The sequence below is a fragment of the Pseudomonas sp. GW821-FHT01E10 genome (assembly GCF_059422365.1).
In genome coordinates this window covers 32645-56968 of sequence record NZ_JBWKWT010000026.1, presented here as the reverse complement: position 1 = coordinate 56968, position 24324 = coordinate 32645, and the positions used below count along the sequence as shown (strand labels likewise).

Below are 24324 nucleotides of genomic sequence, written 5' to 3'. Positions count from 1 at the left end.
CACTCGACAGGATTCGAACCTGTGACCGCTCGGTTCGTAGCCGAGTACTCTATCCAGCTGAGCTACGAGTGCATTTGTGTTTTTATACCAGATCACAACTGGTTGAAGCCAAGTTACTCACATTGCTGCAAACAACTCTTAAATGGTGCACTCGACAGGATTCGAACCTGTGACCGCTCGGTTCGTAGCCGAGTACTCTATCCAGCTGAGCTACGAGTGCATTTGTTGCCGCGCATTATAGGCCGTTAAATCTTTTTGTAAAGCACTTTTTCTAGTAATTTCAACAACTTACCGAAGAAGCCAGATTACAACGTACTAAACAAATAATGGCGGAGAACGGGGGATTCGAACCCCCGACACCCTTTTGAGGTGTACTCCCTTAGCAGGGGAGCGCCTTCGGCCACTCGGCCAGCTCTCCGCAACACGGGGCGTATATTAACCAGCTTTATCCCCGTTTGCAAACATAAAAAACGATAAAAATTAATGGCTTGGTTCTTCGTCCTTCTCTTTCTTGATACGCAGGTAAATTTCCTCACGGTGCACAGCCACCTCTTTCGGGGCGTTGACACCAATACGCACTTGATTTCCTTTAACGCCGAGCACGGTCACGGTGATTTCGCCATCACCAATAATCAGGCTTTCTGCGCACCGACGAGTCAGAATCAGCATACCTTTCTCCTCACGCATTTCATTTCAGGGACAACAGTCTGCAAAAAAAAGGCATTCGACCTACAACCGAAAAGGTCGCAGCCCTACATGCCTGAGTATTGACTAGCGCGAGCAAAAGAACAGTTTTGGTACGCACCATTCAAAAAAACGAAGGGCGCGGTCAGACCGCGCCCTTCGGGGGGAACGCATTACTCGCCCTGTCGGGCCGGCGCGTCCAGTTCGAAAGCTGTGTGCAGGGCGCGCACAGCCAGTTCCAGGTACTTCTCTTCGATCACCACGGACACCTTGATTTCCGAAGTCGAGATCATCTGGATGTTGATGCTTTCTTTGGCCAGGGATTCGAACATGCGGCTGGCCACGCCTGCGTGGGAGCGCATGCCGACACCAACGATCGAGACCTTGGCAATCTTGGTGTCGCCAACGACTTCACGGGCACCGATCTCGCGAGCGGTGTTTTCCAGCACGGATTGCGCCGCCTGGTAGTCGTTACGGTGTACGGTGAAGGTGAAGTCGGTGGTGTTATCGTGCGCAACGTTCTGCACGATCATGTCGACTTCGATGTTCGCGGCGCTGATCGGGCCGAGAATCTTGAACGCCACGCCCGGGGTGTCTGGCACGCCACGGATGGTCAGCTTGGCTTCATCGCGGTTGAAAGCGATGCCGGAAATGATCGGCTGTTCCATGGTTTCCTCTTCATCAATAGTAATGAGGGTGCCCGGACCCTCCTTGAAGCTGTGCAGTACGCGCAGCGGAACGTTGTACTTGCCGGCGAACTCGACCGCACGGATCTGCAACACCTTGGAACCGAGGCTGGCCATTTCCAGCATCTCTTCGAAGGTGATCTTGTCCAGACGCTGAGCCACGGACACCACACGCGGGTCGGTGGTGTAGACGCCGTCGACGTCGGTGTAGATCTGGCATTCGTCAGCCTTCAGGGCTGCCGCCAGCGCCACGCCAGTGGTGTCGGAACCGCCACGACCGAGCGTGGTGATATTGCCGTGCTCGTCGACGCCCTGGAAACCGGCGACAACCACCACACGACCGGCCTTCAGGTCACCGCGAATCTTCTGGTCATCAATCTGCAAGATACGCGCTTTATTGTGCGCGCTATCCGTCAGAATCCGTACCTGGTTGCCGGTGTACGACACCGCTGGCACGCCACGCTTGATCAGCGCCATGGCCAACAGTGCAATCGTCACCTGCTCACCGGTGGAAACGATCACATCCAGTTCGCGTGGAACCGGTTGGCCGTCGCCACTGATTTGCTTGGCCAGATCGATCAGACGGTTGGTTTCGCCGCTCATTGCAGACAGCACAACCACCAGGTCATCGCCCGCATCGCGGAATTTCTTAACCTTGTCGGCGACCTGCTCGATTCTCTCGACAGTGCCGACTGAGGTGCCTCCAAATTTCTGTACGATCAAAGCCATTTCAAAGCCGCCTCTGCCCATGAAGGGCGCCCAATAAATCACTCAAACAGCGTTCTGGCCCGCTACTAGACCGCGGGCCAGGCACACTGCCTTATAAACCCTGCTCTACAAATGGAACAGTCAGGGCCAATGCGGCATCCAGTGCGCCAGCGTCAGTACCACCGCCCTGCGCCATGTCTGGACGACCACCGCCCTTCCCGCCCACTGCCGCAGCAGCCTGCTTCATCAAATCACCGGCTTTGAGTTGGCCAGTCAGGTCTTTGGTCACGCCTGCAACCAGAACGACCTTTTCCTCATGGACACTGCCGAGCAGGATCACTGCGCGGCCGAGTTTGTTTTTCAGTTGATCGACCAGCGCCAGCAGCGCCTTGCCGTCCTGACCGTCCAGACGCACGGCCAGCACTTTCACGCCTTTGACGTCCAGGGCAGAAGCCGACAGATCGTCGCCCGCCGCGCTGGCCGCCTTGGCCTGCAACTGCTCGAGTTGCTTCTCCAGCAGACGGTTGCGCTCCAGCACAGCCGACAGCTTGTCGATCAGGTTATCGCGGCTGCCCTTGACCAGGTTGGCCGCTTCCTTGAGTTGTTCTTCTGCGGCATTCAAGTAGGCCAGTGCCGCGGCACCGGTGACTGCCTCGATACGACGCACACCCGAAGCCACACCGCCTTCGCTGATGATTTTCAGCAGACCGATGTCGCCGGTACGGGTGGCGTGAATACCGCCGCACAGCTCGACGGAGAAATCGCCCATGCTCAGCACACGAACGCTGTCGCCGTACTTCTCGCCGAACAGCGCCATGGCGCCTTTCTGCTTGGCGGTTTCGATGTCGGTTTCTTCGGTTTCAACTTCGGAGTTCTTGCGAATCTCGGCGTTGACGACGTCTTCCAGCGCCTTCAACTGCTCAGGCTTGATCGCTTCGAAGTGGCTGAAGTCAAAGCGTAGACGCTGACTGTCGACCAACGAGCCTTTCTGCTGAACGTGCTCGCCCAGCACCTGACGCAATGCAGCGTGCAACAAGTGAGTTGCCGAGTGGTTCAGCGACGTCGCATGGCGCACTTCGGCATCGACGTGAGTCTCCACCGGAGCACCTACGATCAGGCTGCCCGAATCCAGCACACCGTGGTGCAGGAACGCACCGCCGGTCTTGGTGGTGTCGCGCACGTCGAAACGCGCAGCGCCAGCCTGGAGGAAGCCGCAATCACCAATCTGACCACCGGATTCGGCATAGAACGGCGTCTGATCGAGAACGACGACGCCCTCTTCGCCTTCGCTCAGTACGTCAACCGATTGCCCTTCTTTATAGAGAGCAACGATTTTGGCGGAACCGCTGTGAGCGGTGTAACCGGTGAACTCGGTGGCCACATCAACCTTGACCAGGCTGTTGTAGTCCATGCCGAAGGAGCTGGCGGAGCGGGCACGCACGCGCTGGGCTTCCATCTCGCGCTCGAAGCCTGCTTCGTCGATGGTCAGGCTGCGCTCACGGGCGATGTCGCCGGTCAGGTCCATCGGGAAACCGTAGGTGTCGTAAAGCTTGAACACCACGTCGCCCGGCACCACGTCGCCTTTGAGTTCGGCCAGATCCTGCTCGAGGATCTTCAGGCCCTGCTCCAGAGTCTTGGCGAATTGCTCTTCTTCGGCCTTCAGCACGCGCTCGATGTGCGCCTGCTGGGATTTCAGTTCAGGGAACGCTTCGCCCATCTCGGCGACCAGGGCTGCAACGATCTGGTAGAAGAAGCTGCCCTTGGCGCCCAGTTTGTTGCCGTGACGGCAAGCGCGACGAATGATCCGGCGCAGTACATAACCGCGACCTTCGTTGGACGGCAGCACGCCGTCGGCAATCAGGAAGCCGCAGGAACGGATGTGGTCAGCCACGACTTTCAGGGAAGCCTGATTGTCGTTGGTGCAACCGATGGCCTTGGCCGATGCGCTCAGCAGGCTCTGGAACAGGTCGATTTCATAGTTCGAGTGAACGTGCTGCAGCACGGCACTGATCCGCTCAAGACCCATGCCGGTGTCCACCGACGGGGCTGGCAACGGGTGCAACACGCCATCGGCGGTGCGGTTGAACTGCATGAACACGTTGTTCCAGATTTCGATGTAACGGTCGCCGTCTTCTTCCGGCGAGCCCGGTGGGCCACCCCAGATGTCGGCGCCGTGATCGTAGAAGATCTCGGTGCAAGGACCGCACGGGCCGGTATCGCCCATGGTCCAGAAGTTGTCGGAAGCGTACGGCGCGCCCTTGTTGTCGCCGATGCGAACCATGCGCTCGGCCGGTACACCGACTTCTTTGGTCCAGATGTCGTAGGCCTCGTCATCGCTGGCGTAGACGGTCACCCAGAGCTTTTCTTTCGGCAGGTTCAGCCATTTGTCGGAGGTCAGGAACGTCCAGGCAAAGGTAATGGCGTCACGCTTGAAATAATCACCGAAGCTGAAGTTACCCAGCATTTCGAAGAAGGTGTGGTGACGGGCGGTATAACCGACGTTTTCCAGGTCGTTGTGCTTGCCGCCGGCACGCACGCATTTCTGGCTGCTGACGGCGCGGGTGTACGCGCGCTTTTCCTGGCCCAGGAAGCAGTCCTTGAACTGGTTCATCCCCGCGTTAGTGAACAGCAGGGTTGGGTCGTTGCCCGGAATCAAAGAGCTGGAGGCTACACGGGTGTGGCCTTGCTCTTCGAAGAAGCGAAGGAAGGCTTCACGGATTTCTGCGCTTTTCATTAGGTTCTTCCACGGAGGCTGCGGCCAAAGGCCTGTGCGAAACGTCAACAGACGAAGCGACGGCAAAGGGCCGCATTATATCGGCCCTGCGCGCGGGGTACAGCGTGTTTATACGATAGAAACGGTCAATTGGACCGCTAACGCGATCAGATGCGGGAAAACTCGACGAATGTAGCGACGACCTGCTCGATTTGCGTACGGTTGACGTCCATGTGCGTGACCATTCGCAGACGAGCGGCAGCGCTGAGCTTGACCCCACGTGTCGCGGCGAAGGCCTTGATCGCTTCGGCCTTGTCGCCCATTTTCACGTAAACCATGTTGGTCTGCACTGGCTCGACCTCATACCCCGCCGCTCGCAGGCCTTCGGCCAGCCATTGTGCGTTGGCATGGTCGTCGGCCAGGCGCTGAACATTATTATCCAGCGCATACAGCCCCGCCGCCGCGAGAATCCCGGCCTGGCGCATGCCGCCACCGACCATCTTGCGCAAACGCCGAGCCTTGGCGATCAACTCGACCGAGCCGCACAGCACCGAACCGACTGGCGCACCCAGGCCTTTGGAGAGACAGACCGACACCGAATCGAAATGCTGAGTGATCTCCCGGGCATCGACACCCAGCTTGACCGCCGCGTTGTAGAGCCGCGCGCCATCCAGATGCAGCGCCAGGCCATGCTCACGAGTGAAGCGGCGAGCCTGGGCCAGGTACTCCAGCGGCAGCACCTTGCCCTGCATGGTGTTTTCCAGTGCCAGCAAACGGGTGCGCGCGAAGTGGAAGTCGTCCGGTTTGATCGCGGCGGCGACTTGCGCCAGGTCCAGCGAACCATCGGCTTGCACTTCCAGCGGCTGCGGCTGGATCGAACCGAGCACCGCCGCGCCACCACCTTCGTACTTATAGGTGTGGGCCTGCTGACCGACAATGTATTCGTCACCGCGCTCGCAGTGGGCCATCAAGCCCAGCAGGTTGCTCATGGTGCCCGTTGGAACAAACAGCGCCGCGGCAAAACCCAGTCGTGTTGCCAGCTCGGCTTCCAGACGATTGACCGTCGGATCTTCGCCATAAACGTCGTCACCGGTGGCGGCATTGGCCATCGCGTCGAGCATCCCTGCGGTCGGTTGGGTGACGGTGTCGCTGCGAAGATCGATAACACTCATGAATCTGGCCTCGGTAAACAGGGGAAAAATCCGTTTCGGAAAGGAATTACTGCGGTCATGCCGACAATTAATCAAGCCTTGAACGAGGAAAAGAGGCTGTATGCCTTCGGAAAAGCCGATAGCAATCATCAGAAAGCAGCCGTGCACGCCCCATAAATATGTGTTAAAAACGCTTCGCCGCCAAACAATCTGGCGGCAAAACGTTCTCAGGGCGGGGTGTAATTCCCCACCGGCGGTAATTGCGCGCAATGCGCATAGCCCGCGAGCGCTTGGCGACAGGCACGGCAATGGCTGTGATGGCGGCAAGGTCAGCAGACCCGGTGTGATCCCGGGGCCGACGGTCATAGTCCGGATGAAGAGAGAACGGGATTGACGCCGCCCAGGTTCCGTACCAAAGCGCCGTCCGCAGACACGTGTGCCTGCGTACCCTTAAATCCCATTCGATTCATAACGCCCTGTTTTTCACACAAACAGGAGTCAGAACATGCAACCCACCGCAATCGATAGCAAAAGCAAAAACCATCAGGGCGAGCGCGTCGCGTTCATCCAGGCCTGCTGGCACAAGGAAATCGTCGATCAGAGCCGTAAAGGCTTCGTCGCTGAAATGATTGCCCAGGGTTATCAGGAGTCGGACATCGATTTCTTCGAAGTCGGTGGCGCCTTTGAAATTCCGCTGCACGCCAAGTTGCTGGCCAAGTCCGGTCGTTATGCCGGCATCGTCGCCGCGGGCCTGGTGGTCGATGGCGGCATCTATCGCCACGAATTCGTCGCCCAGTCGGTGATCAGCGGCCTGATGCAGGTTCAGCTGGAAACCGAAGTGCCAGTGTTCTCGGTGGTTTTGACCCCGCACCACTTCCACGCCGGTGAAGAACACCAGAAGTTCTTCTTCGAGCATTTCGTGCATAAAGGTCAGGAAGCGGCGAAGACGTGTGCAGATACGCTGCACAAGACTCGCGCATTGCGCCGCAGCGAGCCTCGCGCGGTAGCCGTCTAGTTAGACGATCGTTCCCGCGCTCTGCGTGGGAACGATCACTCCACGACAGTCAGACCAGGTTTTCGTCGGTGGTCGGTACGATCAGGATGCCGGCGCGCAGGCCGTTCTTGACCCTGGGGTTCGGGAAGATGATCCGGGCGCCCTGCTCTTCGATGATCCAGCGGGTATTGGCGATATCCTCGGCCAGCACATAACCCACTTTCAATTCCGAAAAGTTTTCGATGTCCGCCGGCAGGTTCAGGCGGAAGTTATCGCTGTGCTTGATCACTTCCCGGGCCACGCTGAACAACTGCAACCCTTCCAGCCCTTCATCGGTCATTGGCGGCTCGGTGCCTTCGATGATCTGCTTCAGGCGGGTTTCCAGCAGGCTGACGTTGACCCCTTCGTTCTGCCCGAAGGGCCGGGCCTTGCCCAGCTCCAGGGTGAAGGACTCGGCATCGAGCTTGTCGTAGGTGTAGGAGCTGAAGACGATGGAGGGTTTGTTCTGCAACAGCACCGCTTCCATGCCGGCGGCGCGCAAGCGAGCCAGCTCCTGGCGTGAATGCTGACGGCCTTCTTTCCAGGGGTACAGGGCGAACTGCTCGATTTTCGAGCCACGGATCGCCGTGTGCAGGTCGTAGTGCAGACGGTCGCGGTCCGGCAGGCTGAAGAACGTCGCCGCCAGCCGCTCCAGCTCACAAGCGCGCAAGGCCTCGGAACCGCTGCTTTGTTCGTGACGGCCGTTGAACAGCCGATTGACGTCCTGCTCGATGAAACGCTCACCGCGACGGATGGCCTCGGGATTGCCGAACAGGAACAGAATACGGGCGCGCGGCTTCAAGTCACCGCGGGCGATGTCATGCAATAGGCGATCGAGCAGCTCGATCGGCGCTGTTTCGTTGCCATGGATACCGGCCGACAGCAGCAGGTCCAGGCCATTGTCGCGAGCTTCAGGTGGCCGGACTTCCAGCGCACCTTCGCTCAACCAGCGCATCCGTACGCCTTCGACAGTCAGTTGAGTCTTCTCCGCCGGTTCGCGGCCGGCGAGGGTCAGTTCAAGCAGTTTGCCGAGGGCGAGCATAGAGCGGTTTCCTTAGTGGTCGTGATTGCAATCCGGGCCGTGCACGTGGTCCTCATCATCACCGAGATCGGCCGGTTCCATCTCCAGTTGCAGACTTACCAGATTAGTCGCCAATGGGCGCAGCAGCAGGTTGGCGTATTCAGCGTCACCCTCTTCGACGTCCACGCCGATCAGCAGCTGGCCACGGCCGTCCTGCTGGATCCACAGCTCTTTGCCTTGCCACATGACCGCGACGCGGGTGCAGGAAGTTTCCAGTTGCGTGCCGTCGGTGTCTTCAAGGATCAGCTGCAGGGTATCGCTCATGTATTTACGCTCTCATCTGGAGATTAAGCGGCGCGCTTGCCATTCATATAAAAAGCCAAAGCGCGCCGACTATCAATTGATCTGGAATGGATAAACCGCGCCCAGTTTAAGGATTTGCGTCAGTTCATCCAGTGCCGTCCGGCACTCAAGCAACAATTGCGGGTCCGCCAGATCGTTTTCGGTCATGCGGTCGCGGTAGTGCTTTTCGACCCACTCGGTCAATGTGCCGTACAACGGAGCCGTCATGATAACCCCTTGGTTGACGGCCGCCAGTTCGGTTTCGTTGAGGGCGACGCGCAACCGCAGGCAAGCCGGGCCACCGCCGTTCTGCATGCTCTGCTTGAGATCGAAGACTTTCACTTCGCGGATCAGGCCGCCAGAGCTGGTCAGGCCTTGCAGGTACTGCCAGACGCGTTCGTTGCCATGGCATTCTTCCGGCACGATCAACAACATGGAGCCGTCAGGACGCGACAGCAGTTGGCTATTGAACAGGTAGGAACGAACGGCGTCTTCCACAGTGACCGCGGAACGCGGTACGCAGATCGACTGAAATTTCCCACCGACTTTTGCCAGTTTACCTTGCAGCTCAGCGAGCATCTGGTCGGTGTCGAGGAAGGCGTCCTCGTGATAGAACAGCACCTCGCCGTTGCCCACGGCGATCACGTCGTTATGGAACACGCCCTGATCGATCACCGAAGGGTTCTGCTGGGCGTAGACCACGCCGTCATCGCTCAAGCCATGCAGGCGAGCGACGGCCTGGGAGGCTTCGAGGGTCTGGCGCGCCGGGTACTTCTGCGGGGACGGATAACGGGTGTCGAACGCGCTACGACCGAACACGAAAAACTCGACGCCGGCTTCACCGTAGTCACGGCAGAAACGGGTGTGGTTGGCCGCGCCTTCGTCACCGAACTGCGCCACGGCCGGCAACGCGGCGTGGTGAGCAAAGTGTTTCTGGTCAGCGAACATCGCGCCCAGCACGCGACTGGTGGTCGGGTGCTCGATGCTGCGGTGGTATTTGCAGTTCAGGTTAGCGGCGGTGAAATGCACACGACCGTCGGCGGTGTCGGCACTCGGGCTGACCGTGGCGGCGTTGGCCACCCACATGCTCGACGCCGAGCAACTGGCAACCAGCAGCGGCATCGCGTCTTTGGCGGCTTGCTCGATCACTTGCGCGTCGGTGCCACTGAAACCCAAGCGACGCAGGGCGGCTACGTCAGGGCGTTCCTGTGGTGCGAGCACGCCTTGCTGAAAGCCCATATCCATCAGCGCTTTCATTTTCGCCAGACCTTGCAGCGCCGCTTCCTTCGGGTTCGAGGATTGCTGGCTGTTGCTCTGGGAGGCGACGTTGCCGTAGGACAGGCCACCGTAGTTATGGGTCGGCCCCACTAGACCGTCAAAATTGACTTCAAAGGATTTCATCAGCGAGGCTCCACAAGAATCTGTTGTTATAGGCTGCTACAAGGGTCTGTCTTACGACATGCGCACGCCGGGCGTAAGGGCCGCTGGCAAGGTCAGGCTCGGGGTTTCCAGCGAGGCCACCGGGTACGCGCAGTAATCCGCCGCGTAGTAGGCGCTGGCGCGATGGTTGCCCGAGGCGCCGACGCCGCCGAATGGCGCGCTGCTCGCCGCACCGGTCAGCTGCTTGTTCCAGTTGACGATACCGGCGCGGCTTTCCAGCCAGAATTGCTGATAACGCGCTTCGGAATCCGACAACAGGCCGGCCGCCAGGCCATATGCGGTGTCGTTGGCTTCAGCGATCGCCGCTTCAAAATCAGCGTAGCGGATCACTTGCAGCAGCGGGCCGAACAGCTCTTCGTCTGGGCGATCGGCAACCGCTGTCACGTCCAGAATGCCCGGGGTCAGCAACGCAGCCTGAGCCTGGGGCTGAGTCATTTCCAGCAGCGCCACGGCGCCGTTGGCCAGCAGATGCTCTTGCGCTTCCATCAGGGCTTTCGCAGCACCGAGGGAAATCACCGAGCCCATGAACGGTGCTGGTTGCTGATCGAACGCACCGACTGAAAGGGTCGAGCTGACCGCCACCAGACGCGCCAACAGCGTATCGCCCCAGGCGCCTTGCGGCACCAGCAAGCGACGGGCGCAGGTGCAACGCTGGCCGGCAGAAATGAACGCCGACTGAATGATGGTGTAAACGGCCGCATCGAGATCAGCGACCTGATCCACCACCAGCGGGTTATTACCGCCCATTTCCAGCGCGAGAATTTTGTCTGGACGACCGGAAAACTGCTTGTGCAGATGATTGCCGGTACGGCTGGAACCGGTGAAGAACAGACCGTCGATGCCTGGGTTCGCCGCCAGGGCGATACCGGTTTCGCGAGCACCTTGCAGCAGGTTCAGCACGCCGGCCGGCAGACCGGCTTCGATCCAGCACTTGACCGTCAGTTCGGCGACTTTCGGTGTCAGTTCGCTGGGCTTGAACAGCACACTGTTACCGGCCAGCAGCGCCGGCACGATGTGACCGTTCGGCAAGTGACCAGGGAAGTTGTAAGGACCGAACACCGCCACTACACCGTGCGGCTTGTGACGCAATACAGCGGTGGCGTCGCCCAACGGGCTGCTCTTCTCGCCGGTGCGTTCGCGGTAGCTCTGTACCGAGATGGCAATCTTGTTGACCATGCTGGTGACTTCAGTCGCCGCTTCCCACAAGGGTTTGCCGGTTTCTTCACCGATGGTGCGAGCCAGTTCGTCGGCGTGATTCTTCAGCGCGGCGGCAAAGGCTTCCAGCACACTGATGCGCTCTTCCAGGGTACGACGGGCCCAGCCCGGGAATGCCTGACGCGCGGCTTGCACGGCCGACTCGACCTGAGCAGCAGTGGCGCCTTCGCCGGCCCACAGCACTTGCTGGGTCACCGGGTTGACCGATTGAAAGCTTTCACCCTGGCCGGCCAGCCATTCACCAGCGATGTATAGCGAATTCATTATTTCGACTCCCGAGCTGCAGACAACGGAACGGCGCGTACTTGATCGCCAGCGTTGAGTTGAAGACGTTTGGCGGTCAGCGGATCAACCACCAACGTGCCAGCGGCGAAGCGTGCTGGCGCGGCAGTGATCCGGCAGTCTTCGCGCTTGCGGTTATGGATCAGGAACGGCGTGGCGTCATCACCCGGGGTGCCGATGGCCAGCACCAGCGCCTGGCTGTCGCGCACTGCGCGGATCTTGGCGGTTTCGCACTCCACCGCAGGGCCTGCGTCGAAAATGTCGACGTAGCCTTGGTAACTGAAACCTTCACTTTTGAGCATCGCCAGGGCCGGCTCGGTGTCCGGGTGAACCTGGCCAATCACGTTGCGCGCGTCTGGCGACAGGAAGCAGGTGTACAGCGGGAATTTCGGCATCAGTTCGGCGATGAACGCCTTGTTGCCCACGCCAGTGAGGTAGTCGGCCTGGCTGAATTCCATCTTGAAGAAATGCCGGCCCAGGCTTTCCCAGAACGGTGAACGCCCGGCTTCGTCGGACATGCCGCGCATCTCGGCGATGATCTTGTTGCCGAACAGTTGCGGGAACTCGGCGATGAACAGCAGCCGCGCCTTGGCCAGCATGCGGCCGTTGAGGCCACTGCGGTAATCGGCGTGCAGGAACAGCGAGCACAGTTCAGAGTTGCCGGTCAGGTCGTTGGCCAGGAACAGCGTCGGAATTTCGCGGTAGATATTCAGCTCTTGCGAGGCACTGACCGTCAGGCCCACCCGGAAGTTGTACCAAGGCTCACGCAGGCCGACGGCGCCGGCAATCGCGGAAATACCCACCACGCGGCCATTGTCGTCTTCGAGTACGAACAGGTAGTCCGCATCGCCCCGCCCGGCTTCGCCGCGGAAGGTTTTCTCGGCCCAGCCAACCCGATGGGCCAGACGCTCTTCGTTGGCCGGCAAAGTGGTCAGGCCGGTGCCGGTGCTGCGGGCCAGGTCGATCAGAGCGGGTAAATCGCTGCTGCGTACGGGACGAACGATCATGCTATCTCCTCAAACGGGCCGCTTGCGCCACCCGCGAAATTTCGCTGCTTTCCAGACATTTCTCTCCAGGAAGCAGGCGTCAAACCGCCACCAGGCGCACGCTGGCACCTTCACCGACGCCCAAGGCTTCGGCCGCTTCAAGATCCAGGGTCACCGGTTTGCCCGGCGCGTAATCGAGCTCGAGCAACACGGCGCGGTAATCCTGCAACTGGGCATTGGCCACCAGATACTGACGACCGGCGCCTTTGACCGGCTCACCGATTTTCACCGGGACCACACGGCTCTGGGCGATCGAACGGATCCCCGAGACGCGGGCATGCAGAGTCGGGCCACCATCGAAAATATCGATGTAGTGATCGGTCTCGAAGCCTTCGCGCATCAGGATGTCGAAGGTGATTTGCGCCCGCGGGTGCACCTGGCCCATCGCCTCTTGAGCGGAGTCCGGCAGCAACGGCACGTAGATCGGGTAATGCGGCATCAGCTCGGCGAGGAACGTGCGGCTCTTCAAACCGCACAGACGCTCGGCTTCGGCGTAGTTGAGGTCGAAGAAGTTGCGACCGATGGCATCCCAGAACGGCGAGTCGCCATTTTCATCGCTGTAACCGACGATCTCGGTCACCACGGAATCAGCAAAGCGCTCCGGATGGCTGGCCACGAACAACAGACGGCCTCGGGAGTTGAGCTCCGCCCAAGGCGTGCCCACCAACTCCCTCTGCACGTAGAAACTGGTCAGCAAGCTGTTGCCGGTCAGGTCGTGGCACTGGGAGAGCACGTGGATCTTGTTGTGAATCTTCAGCTCGCGGGAGGCGTGCACGAACGTTTCGTTTCGAAAGCTGTAGAACGGCTCGGAATAACCGGCCGAGGCAACGATGGCCGAACAACCGACCAACTTGCCAGTGGCGGTGTCTTCGAGCACGAAGAAATAGCTCTCTTCACCGTTGAAGCTCACTTCGGCGGCGAACGAGGCTTCGCTTGCGGCGATCTTGTCGCTCAGGCGTTCAACGTCATCCGGCAAGGAAGTGACACCAATCGGGCTGTCCGCAGCCAGACGCTGTACCTCGCCCAGATCAGCCATTTGCGCGGGGCGCATCACCAGCATGGTGTCACTCCTTTCTTAACATCAGGTTGGCGAATTGCGCCAACTCAGGGAAAAAAATGCCGGGCAGGCCCGGCACAGGAAATAATCTCAACGCCTATCTATTACGATAGGCGCTGAGGAGCACTGTATGAATCAGGCTTGCGTCAGCTTGGCCACGGCGCGTTCGAAGCGGTCCAGACCGGCATCGATATCGGCGTCTTCAACCACCAGGCTTGGCGCGAAACGAATCACGTCCGGGCCGGCTTGCAGAATCATCAAGCCTTCACGCTCGGCGGCGTTGAAGATGTCCTTGGCCTTGCCTTTCCAGGCATCGGCCAGCACGCAACCGAGCAGCAGGCCCAGGCCACGGACCTGAGTGAAGAGGCCGTATTTCTCGCCGATCTGCTCAAGACGGGTCTTGAACTTGTCGTGCTTGGTTTTGACACCGTTCAGCACTTCGGGCGTGTTGATCACGTCGATCACTGCTTCAGCGACCGCGCATGCCAGCGGGTTACCGCCGTAGGTGGTGCCATGGGTGCCGACGACCAGGTGTTTGGCCAGGTCTTCGGTGGTCAGCATCGCTGCGATCGGGAAACCACCGCCCAGGCTCTTGGCGCTGGTCAGGATGTCCGGGGTCACGCCGTAATGCATGTAGGCGAACAGCTCACCGCTGCGGCCCATGCCAGTCTGGACTTCGTCGAAGACCAGCAGCGCGTTGTGCGCATCGCACAGTTCACGGGCGCCTTGCAGGTAAGACAGCTCGGCCGGCAGTACGCCGCCTTCGCCCTGGATCGGCTCCAGCACCACCGCGCAGGTCTTGTCGGAAACAGCGGCTTTCAGCGCGGCCAGATCGTTGTAAGGCACGTGGGTGATGCCGGTGATCTTCGGACCGAAGCCGTCGGAATACTTCGACTGGCCACCGACGTTCACGGTGAACAGGGTACGGCCGTGGAAGCTGTTGAGCGCGGCAACGATTTCGTACTTCTCGGTACCGAAACGGTCATGGGCCACGCGACGGGCCAGCTTGAAAGCGGCCTCGTTGGCTTCGGCGCCGGAGTTGCAGAAGAACACACGATCGGCAAACGTAGCGTCGACCAGCTTATGGGCCAGGCGCAAGGCCGGCTCATTGGTGAACACGTTGGACACGTGCCACAGCTTGTTCGCCTGTTCGGTCAAGGCAGCGACCAGCGCCGGGTGCGCATGGCCCAGTACGTTAACGGCAATCCCGCCGGCGAAGTCGATCAGCTCGCGGCCAGTCTGGTCCCAGACACGGGAACCGGCGCCACGCACAGGAATGAAAGCGGCAGGCGCATAGTTGGGAACCATTACCTGGTCAAAATCGGCGCGTTCTACCGCAGCGTGCTCAACGGACATCGGAGTCTCCTGATGAGGAACACTCGCCTGAAACTGGCGAGCGATGAGGGGATTGTAAGGACAGTTTTCAGCCCGGCCTTGCCGCCAAGCGACAACTTCTTATAGCGCAAACACCGGTTTTGCCCGGGTTTACGGCAATGCGACATATAGGGTCGCAAAGGCGCAGTTTAAACCGCCGGCACAGGTTATAGGCAGGCTTGTCGACCGATGCGGTAAATATGTACCGCACGCAGTGCTTCATCGTCTGTTTTGCTGGCGACTCATCCAAACGCTAAGGGAATAGCGCATGAGCCAACTCGAAAACGATCACCCTTCTGCCGCAGGCGACGATCACTTCGTCACGCAGCCGGATGATCATTACCATCACCTGTTCAACAATCTGCCCGCCTGGGCACTAGAGACATCGCTTGAAACCCGCAGCGCTCTCAAGAACACCACGCTTGCGACTCCCCAATGGCATAGCACCGCGACACCTTCACAGCATGCCTCGCTGAAAAAGCTCAGCCAGGAACACTGGCACCATCGAAATCGTCTGGATTCAAAGCTGTCCACGCTGAAAAACCCACGGGCATTTGCCGAACCCCTTCTCATCGCGGCCCTGAAAACCCGGTTTGGTCTGGAACTGGACGTCAAGACCACCTTCCTGCGCCTGTACATCCCACAAACCGTGACCCTGTTCAAAATCAACACCGGGGCCGCCCGCACCTGGACGGTATCGCTGCTCGATGCCGCGCTGCATAACTTCCAGGAATCGGAAACAGCCGCAGATGCCTTCGAATCCGCTTCGACCTTCATTACCGAGCCGTCGTCCACAGGGCAGTTCGAAACGTTGCCGGCGATCAAGCACAAAATCACGGTCCAGGCCTTCGCCCGGCTATGCCGTGAACTCGATATCGGTGGCCAGTACACCGCGTATCTCAAGGAATTTGTGGGGCTGACCAACCCGTTGGCCGGTGCCGCGTTGAAATCCAGCACGATCAGCCTGAACAAGGCCGCACTCAGGTCGGCGCTGCAGATGGCACACATCCGCAAGGATATTCCAGATGATGCGCACCTCGCGCTCCTGCGCATGGTTGAAGGAGGTTCGAGGGCGCGACTCAATGGCCAGCCGCTCTATGGCCACGACCTGACCCTGATGTCATCCTCGCTGACCGGCATTGTCATTTTCGCGCCGAGCCTTGAGCGGGCACGCAAGAGTACGCGGCTCATTGCCTATATTCCCGATGACCCAGAACATCCGCTCAAGCAATACCCCGACACGCTGGCGTTCATGACCGATCTGACCCGCAAGCTGCGGACAGCCGCTTATCAAGCGTTCTTCAGCCGGTTCGTCGAGCACAAGGAACGCGGACACTTTTTCGCCGATCTCAACAGCCGCCTCCAGACCGTGACCTGGCATCAGCACCAGCCCGGCGATCCATTGCCGAGCTGGCGCGAAACGCCGGTCGAGCGTCCCAATCTGCGTTTCTCCGTGCTCCCGATCAAAGCGGACCTGTGGAACCATGGCTATCAGCGGCAGCTGAACAAAATCCTCAACGACGCCAGCACTGTCGCCGTCTCCACCGCCAGCGCCGATCGAGACGCCCGCTGGGCATTGTGGGATGCCTTCAGCAAAGTGGCCTCCAGGATCCTTGAAGCTGCGTCGTTCGTGGCGGCGCCCTTGGTGCCGTTGCTTGGTGAATTGATGCTGGGATACATGGCCTACCAGTTACTGGACGAGAGCTTCGAAGGCATCGTGGATATGGCTGAAGGGCTGAAAACAGAGGCCTTCGGACACCTGATGACGTTCGTCGAAACCGTCGTTCAAGTCGGGACATTCGCGGTGGGCGGTGCAATCGCCGCCGGCGCCTTCAGCCGGCTTCTGCCCCGTGAAGCCGTCGCGCTCATCGACCCACTCAAACCTGTCGCCGCAGCCGAAGGCAAAACCCGCTACTGGATGCCGGATCTCACACCTTACGAACAAACACTCAGTTTGCCCGAAGGGGTAAAGCCCAATCATCTGGGCTTGTACCAACACGCGGGCAAAACGATGCTGCGCCTTGAGGGAAAACTGTATTCAGTGAAACCCGACTCCATGTCGGACAGGTTCCAGATTGAGCATCCGCGCCGCAACAATGCTTATCAGCCGTCGCTGCGGCATAACCACCACGGCGCCTGGCAAACCGAACTGGAGCAACCGTTGTACTGGGAGCGGGAAAAGGTCATGCGTCGTCTTGGCCATAGTGTCGAGTCGTTCACCAGTGCCGAGCGCGAACAGATCCTGCGGATCAGCGGCTACCACGACAACGTATTGCGCCAGGCGCATGTCGAAAACTATCGCCCGCCGTCGCTGCTGACTGACACGATCAAGCGTTGGCGGATCAACCGTGACATCGAAACGTTTATCGAACAGATCGGCAGCGATCAACCCGAGCACTATCAAAAAGCCGATACCGCCCTGCAGCATGCACTGCTGACACGCCATGACTCATGGCCGGTCGATACGCCACTGCCGACACCGGCAACTCAAACGCCAGCCTTCAGACAGCAAACGGCAACACTGGCCCGCCAATATCGCAAGTCGTTGTTCGAGCAGCTCTACAGCACTCAGGAACACACCGATGATGTGCAGGTTCAGCAACTGCTCGCCGATGTGCAGGGCCTGCCGACCGATGTGGCGCAAGAGCTGGTGAGCAATGCCACCGGCACCGAGTTACGCCAGCTGCACGGTGGGCGCGTGCCTCAGCGGCTAAAGGACGCGGCGAACAAAGCCATGGAGGCAGTCCGCGCAACCCGCGCCTATGAAGGCCTTTATACCGACGCGCTGGAAAACGTCGACACCCACAGAGTGGCCCTGCACAGCCTGAACGCACTGCCCGGCTGGCCGGACGGACTACGCATCGAAGTGCGGGATTACTCCAGCGAGGGCACCGTGCGCGACAGCATTGGCCCGACCGATGCAGCCATCGTGAAAACACTGGTGGCCAACGAGGATGGCTCCTATCACGTTGATCAGGAGACACCCGGTGATTTCTACCAGGCACTCTTTCAAACGTTGCCCCAGGCCCATCGCAATGCGTTCAGCCCCGCCATCGCTGACGCCCAGGCCCTCAGACAGCGCATTACCGAAAACGCGCTGGACCAGCCGACGCTACGCACTCTGTTTGCCAGGCATCCCCATCGAAAACCCTACTACGACCCGACCACCATGCGCCTTCCCGGTGGTGCGGAGGGCTATGATCGCGGCAATCGTATGACACCCACCCTCAACGACAGGGTCCGGGAGGTTTATCCCGATCTGTCCCAGGATCAATTGCAGTCCGTGGTCCAGGCGTTGCAAAGCCACCCTGATGGCGCTCGGGTAGCACTCTCACGCGTACACCACGAGCTGAACCGATTGCATCTGGATCTGGGTCGATGGATCAGCGAAGCCCCGACGGCGCACCCCGACACCGGGGTTGCGCTGAGCGCCCTGGAGCGCCAGGCCGAACAACAGATTCGCAAGTTGCTGGCGCAGGAAATCCAGCGCGCCTGGCGGCGCCAAACCGATCGGGATTTTGACACCGCGGACGACATGGAGCGGTACGTGCTCAGGTTCGACGAACCGATGCTGGGTGATCTGCCATCGTTGACCGCAGATTTCAGTCATGTGTCGCTGCTGTCCCTGGAAGGCAGCCATGCAGCGCAAGGTGTTGCTGGTTTTCTACAGGGCTTCAGCGGACTTCGCCGACTGGAACTGCGCCGTTTCTCCCTGACCACCCTCCCCGATGCCATCACCCGGATGCCGCAGCTTGAAGCGCTGGTGTTAAGCGATTGCGGCATCAGGGTAGACGCCCCCACCTGGTTGAAGCTGACGTCATTAAACAAACTGACCATGCTGGATCTTTACCGCAACCCGTTTGAAACGGTGCCCCGCATCGACTCGATGACTGAACTGACCCATCTGGACCTGAGCAGCACCAACCTGACCGAAATCCCGCCCGGCACTCTGCAACACCCGCGCCTGGACACCCTTCTGCTGATGAACAATGGAATCAGCGAACTGCCGGCAGCCTTGTTCGACAGTCCGCTGTATGAAAAGCGTGGCATACACCTCACGCACAATCCGGTTTCCGACAGCTCGCGACAACTCATCAAAAACCATCACGTCGACAGCGCTTTCGACATGGGCGTTTTCGCACCCGAGGCAGACATTGATCGTGTCAGGGCGCTCTACCCTGGCATGGAAGTCGAGCAAGCCAGCGAGTTCGTCTACGAATTGCCCGGCACGCTGGAGGAAGGTCGGGTAGCGTTGACGCGCCTGGAAGAAGAGCTGAGCCAATTGAGGAACGATCTGTCTGCCTGGACCGCCGCTCTTCCGGACCTGCATCCACTGACAGACGAACCCTTCAGCGCAGCTCAACTGCTTGTCGAGCACGCCAACCGCGACGAATTCAAGCAAGCCCTTGAGAACTGCTGGCAACGGGATGCGGAGCTGGATAACTTCAGCGATACGCTTGAACTCACCTACGATCTGACACTTTCCACGGTCATCAATGGAGAACTGCCTGCCCTGAGCGCTGATTTCAGCCATGTGTCGTCACTGGAGTTTCGCAGTGCGGAGGGGGTGACGCGCATCGGACGTTTCCTGGAGTCCTTTCCCAACCTGAAAAGCCTCAGGCTGCGCAGCTGTGACCTTGGCGACATACCGGAGGCGGTGTTCAAAATGGGTCAACTCAGGGCTATGTCACTCCCCGAGTGTCGCGTCAGTCTGTCATCAGAATCGGTCGCCGCCCTGGCGGGGATGGAACAGCTCGACTATCTCGACCTGGGCTCGAACCCGCTAGGACAGACGCCTGATGTGAGTCAGATGCCGGCACTGGCGACCGTGCTGCTGAACGACACCGGCATCAACCGGATACCGGATGGACTGTTACAGCTGGCCGAGCTGGACTGGGCAGACTTGAGCGGCAACGCCATCACCGAGGTGCCCAGTGACTTGTCGGAACTGCCGGTGGACGTCGCAGATAATATTTCGTTGAGGGGCAATCCATTTTCCGAGGAAAGCCTGTTACGGCTGATCGCTTACTTCGAGCGCACGGGCGCGGATTTTGGGGTGGAAGCCGTGATCAATCGGGGTGAAATAGAAATCTCCGACTCTGAAGGTTCGGAGATCGACGAGTAGTACAGCGCTCGATCATGGCGCGGTTGATCGATCAACCGCGCTCCGACGGCACCGACGACAACTCGAACGGGCTGCTGCTGCGCCGCTGGTTGCGATCCTCCCGCGGCGTAGCACCGAAGAAGTTGCGATAGGCACTGGAGAAATGCGGCCCCGAAGAGAAGCCACACGACAGGCCGATCTGAATGATCGACTTGCTGGTTTGCATCAACATCTGCCGGGCCTTGTTCAGGCGCAGTTCCAGGTAATACTGGCTCGGCACGCGGTTGAGGTATTGCTTGAAGATCCGCTCCAGCTGCCGACGCGATACGCACACATGCTGGGCGATTTCGTCGGTGGTCAGCGGCTCTTCGATGTTGGCTTCCATCAGCAACACCGCCTGGGTGAGCTTCGGATGACTGGAACCCAAGCGGTTCTGCAACGGAATACGCTGGCGCTCGCCGCCCTCGCGAATGCGTTCGACCACCAGTTCTTCCGACACCGCACCGGCCAGTTCGGCACCGTGATCACGGGCCAGCACCGCCAGCAACAGGTCGAGCACCGACATGCCGCCGCACGCGGTCAAGCGATCACGATCCCAGTCGAACAGGTGACTGGTGGCAATCACTTTCGGGAAACGCTCGGCGAAATCGTCCTGCCAGCGCCAATGCACGGCAGCGCGATAACCGTCGAGCAAACCCAATTGCGCCAATGGGTAAACACCGGCGGACAAACCGCCGATCACACAACCGGCGCGCACCAGCTGTTTCAGCGCACTGCTGAGCGGCGGCGCGAGAGAAGTCGGTGGTTCGTCGGCGAGCAGGAACAGTTTCTGAAAGTTTTCGAGCTTGCCGGCCCATGGCTCACCGGGCAATTGCCAGGCGCCGTCGGTCGGCGGTTCGGCCTGCAAAAACGACAATTCGTAAACAACGTCCGGGTGCACACGCTGGGCAACACGCAAGGCCTCCTCAGCCAGCGCAAGCGTCAGAGCTTTAGTGCTGGGCCAAATCAGGAAACCAATTCGATGGGCAGTCATGGCGGGCAATCCGAAACGAAAACAGTGTTAAAGCCAAAGGCGGCTGCAACCAAATTAGACCATCTGGCGCGCGGTGCGCAGCATGACCTAATTTGGTGCGTAACGGGAGCGATTACTTGAGGCTGCCCGAGAGGAATTGTTGCAAGCGTTCCGACTGCGGATTGACCAGCACTTCGCGCGGGTTGCCGCTTTCTTCGACGACGCCTTTGTGCAGGAACACCAGCTGGTTCGACACTTCACGGGCAAAGCCCATTTCGTGCGTCACCACCACCATGGTCCGGCCTTCCTGTGCCAGGGCCTGCATGACTTTCAGCACGTCACCCACCAACTCCGGGTCGAGGGCCGAGGTCGGTTCGTCGAACAACATCACTTCGGGTTCCATCGCCAGCGCACGGGCAATCGCCACACGTTGCTGCTCGCCACCAGACATGTGCCCTGGGTAGGCGTCCTTGCGATGGGCCACGCCGACCTTGTTCAGGTAGTGCTCGGCTTTCTCGCGGGCTTCCGCCTTGGACACACCGAGCACATGCACCGGCGCTTCCATGATGTTTTCCAGCGCGGTCATGTGCGACCACAGATTGAAATGCTGGAACACCATCGACAGGCGCGAACGCATGCGTTGCAGCTGTTTCGGGTCGGCGGCTTTCAGCGCGCCGTCCTTGTTGGCAACCAGTTTCAACTCTTCGTTGTTGAGCAGGATCTTGCCCGCGTGCGGCTGCTCGAGCAGGTTGATGCAACGCAGGAAAGTACTTTTGCCGGAGCCACTGGAGCCGATGATGCTGATCACATCGCCAGCCGCCGCTTTCAGGGACACGCCCTTGAGCACTTCGTGACTGCCATAGCGTTTATGCAGGTCTTGGACTTCAAGTTTGTACATGCGGTCGGTTCTCACAAAAACAGTCAGTCAGTCGTTGAGCAAGCGCCCGTGACGCAGCGCTTCGCGCCCCGCCACCTTGGCCAGCCAGAAACCGGGTTGGGCGTAACGCAGCCGTTCAATGGCAAACAGCACCCCGGACGTACCAGCACACACCGTGCTGACCCGATCCGCCAGCGGATCGATCACTTCAAAAATCGCGTCGCCTGCTTCAACCCATTCACCGGGTTTACGCAGAAAACTCAGCACGCCCGGATGCGGCGCGAACAGCAATTCGGTGCCTTCGAACGGCATGCCTTCGCACGCGTCTTGCGCAGGCTTGGGCCATTCACCGCCGATCAAGCCTTGCTCGGCGAGGAACGCCAGAATGCCTTCGGCGTGAGCTTCTGCCTCAGCGCGACCGGTATCGGCCTGACCACCCAGTTCGATGGTCGTCGCCAGGCAGGCCAGTGGAATCTGCGCATCCGGGAACAGACGCGACAAACGCAGCCACGGCAGCGAGCACGCTTCGTCAAAGGAACTGCCGCCGGAATCTTCCGCCAGCAGGCCGACCTTGACGTTCAAGTGCGCAGCCAGTGAGCGCCAGTGCGACCAGTGTTGCGGCAAGGCGTACATATGCAGCGCCGCTTCGCAATCGCAATGCAGATCCAGCACCACGTCAGCGGTGCAGGCATGGCTGAGCAAGATGCGCTGCATGCCTTGCAACTGGCTGCTCGCCTCTGGCAAAGCTGCCAGGTGATCGCTCATGGCCTGACGGATCAGTCGAATATTGGCATGCAGATCATCACCCAGATGCCCATCGAGTTCGGCGGCCACCGGCGCACTGAGTTCGACGAAATCCCGGTTGAAGTTCTTACCGCTGCCCGCTTCGAAACGCCCCTGATGATTGCCTTGCAGCAATTGCCCCAGGCCCAATGGATTGGCCACCGGCACCAGTTCGATCACACCGTTGAGCAAGCCTTGAGCTTCAAGTTCGGTCAGGCGTTTTTTCAGCTCCCAGGCCGTGCGCATCCCCGGCAGTTCATCGGCGTGCAGGCTGGCCTGGATATAGGCCTTGCGCTCGCCAGCGCCGAAGCGGAACACCGAGATCCGGCGTTCACTGCCCAGGTGGCTCCACGGCAAAGCATGATCGATACGTTCCATATCAATGCTTCCGCGGGGCCAGATAGCCCAGCCAGCGGTGTTCGGCCATTTTGAACAGGCGCACCAGAATGAACGTCAGGCACAGGTAGAACGCGCCGGCGGTGATGTAGGCTTCGAACGGCAAGTAGAACTGAGCGTTGACCGTGCGCGCGGCACCGGTGATGTCGATCAGGGTCACGATCGACGCCAGACTGGTGGTCTGCAGCATCATGATCACTTCGTTGCTGTACTGCGGCAGCGCCCGGCGCAGGGCCGATGGCAGCAGGATCCGCTTGTACATCTTGATGCGTGACATGCCCATGGCCTTGGCCGCTTCGATCTCGCCGTTCGGCGTGGCGCGCAGGCTGCCGGCGATGATTTCGGCGGTGTAGGCACTGGTGTTGATCGCGAAGGCCAGGCACGCACAGAACGAGGCACTGGACAGCCATGGCCAGAGGAAGCTTTCACGCACGGTTTCGAATTGCGCCAGACCGTAGTAGATCAAGAACAGCTGCACCAGCATCGGCGTGCCGCGGATCACGTAGGTGAACAGCCAGGCACTCATGTTGACCAGCGGCTGCTTGGAGACGCGCATCAGCCCCAGCGGCAGCGCCGCCAGCAAACCGAAGAACAGCGACAGCGCGAGCAGTTTGAGGGTGGTCACAAGTCCGCCGAAGTACAGCGGCAAAGCATCCCAAATGACGTTGTAGTCGAAGATCATAGCTCAGCCGCCCTTACGCCTACCGAGTAGCGCTTCTCAAGATGACGCAATGCCAGCAACGAGACGCTGGTAATCACCAGGTACATCGCCGCCACCGCGAGGAAGAAGGTGAAAGGCTCGCGGGTAGCGTCTGCCGCCTGCTTGGCCTTGAACATCATGTCTTGCAGACCCACCACCGAAATCAGCGCGGTGGCCTTGGTCAGTACCAGCCAGTTGTTGGTGAAACCCGGAATCGCCAGGCGAATCATCTGCGGCACCAACACCCGGAAGAACACCTGAAAACTGCTCATGCCGTACGCCATGCCGGCTTCTGCCTGACCTTTGGGGATCGCCATGAACGCACCACGGAAGGTTTCCGACAGGTACGCACCGAAGATGAAACCCAGGGTACCGATACCGGCGGCCAACGGGTTCAGGTCGATGTAGTCGTCATAGCCGAGCATCGGCGCAACGCGGTTGAGCAGGTCCTGGCCGCCGTAGAAAATCAGCAGGATCAGCACCAGATCGGGAATACCGCGGATCACCGTGGAATACAGATCGCCCAGCCAGGCCAGCCAGCGCACCGGCGACAGACGCAGCGCAACGCCGATCAGCCCCAGGACGATGGCCAGGGCCATGGACGACAAGGCGAGCTGAAGCGTCAGCCATGCGCCATCGAGGATGACAGCCCCGTAGCCTTTCAACATGATTCAGGTCCTCGAAAGTTGGGATGAAAAAA

18 protein-coding genes, 3 tRNA genes and 1 riboswitch are annotated in these 24324 nt (G+C 59.8%); of the genes, 2 read left to right on the top strand and 19 right to left on the bottom strand.

Annotated features, from left to right (window positions below; translation table 11 throughout):
* The 7 genes from AC07V0_RS27445 to ltaE all read right to left on the bottom strand — a co-directional run bounded on the left by AC07V0_RS27445 (position 1) and on the right by ltaE (position 5963).
* Positions 1-72 (bottom strand) — tRNA-Arg (locus tag AC07V0_RS27445).
* 71 nt (positions 73-143) lie between these two features.
* Positions 144-220, bottom strand: a tRNA-Arg gene (locus tag AC07V0_RS27440).
* 107 nt (positions 221-327) lie between these two features.
* Positions 328-418: transfer RNA gene (locus AC07V0_RS27435), tRNA-Ser, on the bottom strand.
* A 62-nt stretch (positions 419-480) separates the two neighbouring features.
* Positions 481-669: a carbon storage regulator CsrA gene (gene csrA, locus AC07V0_RS27430; protein ID WP_002554426.1), complete on the bottom strand. Its 189-nt coding sequence runs from the start codon at positions 667-669 to the stop codon at positions 481-483.
* A gap of 188 nt (positions 670-857) precedes the next feature.
* Complete coding sequence (locus AC07V0_RS27425; protein WP_007934911.1) at positions 858-2099, bottom strand: aspartate kinase; 1242 nt, start codon at positions 2097-2099, stop codon at positions 858-860.
* Positions 2100-2190: 91 nt separating this feature from the next.
* Entirely contained in the window at positions 2191-4812 is a 2622-nt protein-coding gene (alaS, locus tag AC07V0_RS27420; RefSeq protein ID WP_192350829.1) for an alanine--tRNA ligase, read from the bottom strand.
* A gap of 146 nt (positions 4813-4958) precedes the next feature.
* On the bottom strand, positions 4959-5963 hold the full coding sequence (gene ltaE, locus AC07V0_RS27415) for a low-specificity L-threonine aldolase (protein ID WP_138866954.1): 1005 nt from the start codon (positions 5961-5963) through the stop codon (positions 4959-4961).
* A 198-nt stretch (positions 5964-6161) separates the two neighbouring features.
* Positions 6162-6332: riboswitch (FMN riboswitch) on the top strand.
* Positions 6333-6447: 115 nt separating this feature from the next.
* On the opposite strand from ltaE, the gene AC07V0_RS27410 reads away from it, so the two are divergent.
* Entirely contained in the window at positions 6448-6957 is a 510-nt protein-coding gene (locus AC07V0_RS27410) for a 6,7-dimethyl-8-ribityllumazine synthase (protein WP_019582888.1), read from the top strand.
* Between the two features lie 49 nt (positions 6958-7006).
* On the opposite strand, the gene astE is transcribed toward AC07V0_RS27410, so the two are convergent.
* The 7 genes from astE to AC07V0_RS27375 all read right to left on the bottom strand — a co-directional run bounded on the left by astE (position 7007) and on the right by AC07V0_RS27375 (position 14734).
* Positions 7007-8017, bottom strand: a complete 1011-nt coding sequence (astE, locus tag AC07V0_RS27405; RefSeq protein ID WP_192350827.1) for a succinylglutamate desuccinylase — start codon at positions 8015-8017, stop codon at positions 7007-7009.
* Positions 8018-8029: 12 nt separating this feature from the next.
* Positions 8030-8320, bottom strand: coding sequence for a hypothetical protein (locus AC07V0_RS27400; RefSeq protein ID WP_018926388.1), 291 nt, complete (start codon positions 8318-8320; stop codon positions 8030-8032).
* 72 nt (positions 8321-8392) lie between these two features.
* The gene (astB, locus tag AC07V0_RS27395) at positions 8393-9739 is read right to left on the bottom strand and encodes an N-succinylarginine dihydrolase (protein ID WP_064616458.1); all 1347 of its coding nucleotides are present in this window, start codon (positions 9737-9739) and stop codon (positions 8393-8395) included.
* A gap of 51 nt (positions 9740-9790) precedes the next feature.
* The gene (gene astD, locus AC07V0_RS27390) at positions 9791-11260 is read right to left on the bottom strand and encodes a succinylglutamate-semialdehyde dehydrogenase (protein WP_167331184.1); all 1470 of its coding nucleotides are present in this window, start codon (positions 11258-11260) and stop codon (positions 9791-9793) included.
* Complete coding sequence (gene astA / locus AC07V0_RS27385) at positions 11257-12282, bottom strand: arginine N-succinyltransferase (RefSeq protein ID WP_018926391.1); 1026 nt, start codon at positions 12280-12282, stop codon at positions 11257-11259. Before astA ends, astD begins: the two co-directional genes overlap by 4 nt.
* A gap of 79 nt (positions 12283-12361) precedes the next feature.
* Positions 12362-13381 (bottom strand): arginine/ornithine succinyltransferase subunit alpha, encoded by a 1020-nt coding sequence (gene aruF, locus AC07V0_RS27380; RefSeq protein ID WP_007934901.1) that lies wholly within the window; start codon positions 13379-13381, stop codon positions 12362-12364.
* Positions 13382-13513: 132 nt separating this feature from the next.
* Complete coding sequence (locus AC07V0_RS27375) at positions 13514-14734, bottom strand: aspartate aminotransferase family protein (RefSeq protein WP_064616456.1); 1221 nt, start codon at positions 14732-14734, stop codon at positions 13514-13516.
* Positions 14735-15020: 286 nt separating this feature from the next.
* Here AC07V0_RS27375 and AC07V0_RS27370 point away from each other — a divergent pair, with 286 nt between their 5' ends.
* Positions 15021-19877, top strand: coding sequence for a leucine-rich repeat domain-containing protein (locus AC07V0_RS27370; protein WP_192350825.1), 4857 nt, complete (start codon positions 15021-15023; stop codon positions 19875-19877).
* Between the two features lie 31 nt (positions 19878-19908).
* On the opposite strand, the gene AC07V0_RS27365 is transcribed toward AC07V0_RS27370, so the two are convergent.
* The 5 genes from AC07V0_RS27365 to AC07V0_RS27345 all read right to left on the bottom strand — a co-directional run bounded on the left by AC07V0_RS27365 (position 19909) and on the right by AC07V0_RS27345 (position 24292).
* Entirely contained in the window at positions 19909-20889 is a 981-nt protein-coding gene (locus AC07V0_RS27365; RefSeq protein WP_007934898.1) for a GlxA family transcriptional regulator, read from the bottom strand.
* 112 nt (positions 20890-21001) lie between these two features.
* Complete coding sequence (locus tag AC07V0_RS27360) at positions 21002-21766, bottom strand: ABC transporter ATP-binding protein (protein WP_007971015.1); 765 nt, start codon at positions 21764-21766, stop codon at positions 21002-21004.
* 27 nt (positions 21767-21793) lie between these two features.
* Positions 21794-22906 carry a succinylglutamate desuccinylase/aspartoacylase family protein gene (locus tag AC07V0_RS27355; RefSeq protein ID WP_192350823.1) on the bottom strand — a complete coding sequence of 371 codons (1113 nt, stop codon included), beginning with the start codon at positions 22904-22906 and terminating at the stop codon, positions 21794-21796.
* Position 22907: 1 nt separating this feature from the next.
* Positions 22908-23606, bottom strand: coding sequence for an ABC transporter permease (locus AC07V0_RS27350; RefSeq protein ID WP_018926395.1), 699 nt, complete (start codon positions 23604-23606; stop codon positions 22908-22910).
* Entirely contained in the window at positions 23603-24292 is a 690-nt protein-coding gene (locus tag AC07V0_RS27345; protein WP_007934894.1) for an ABC transporter permease, read from the bottom strand. The genes AC07V0_RS27350 and AC07V0_RS27345 overlap by 4 nt, the downstream gene beginning before the upstream one ends.
* Positions 24293-24324 lie beyond the last annotated feature (32 nt).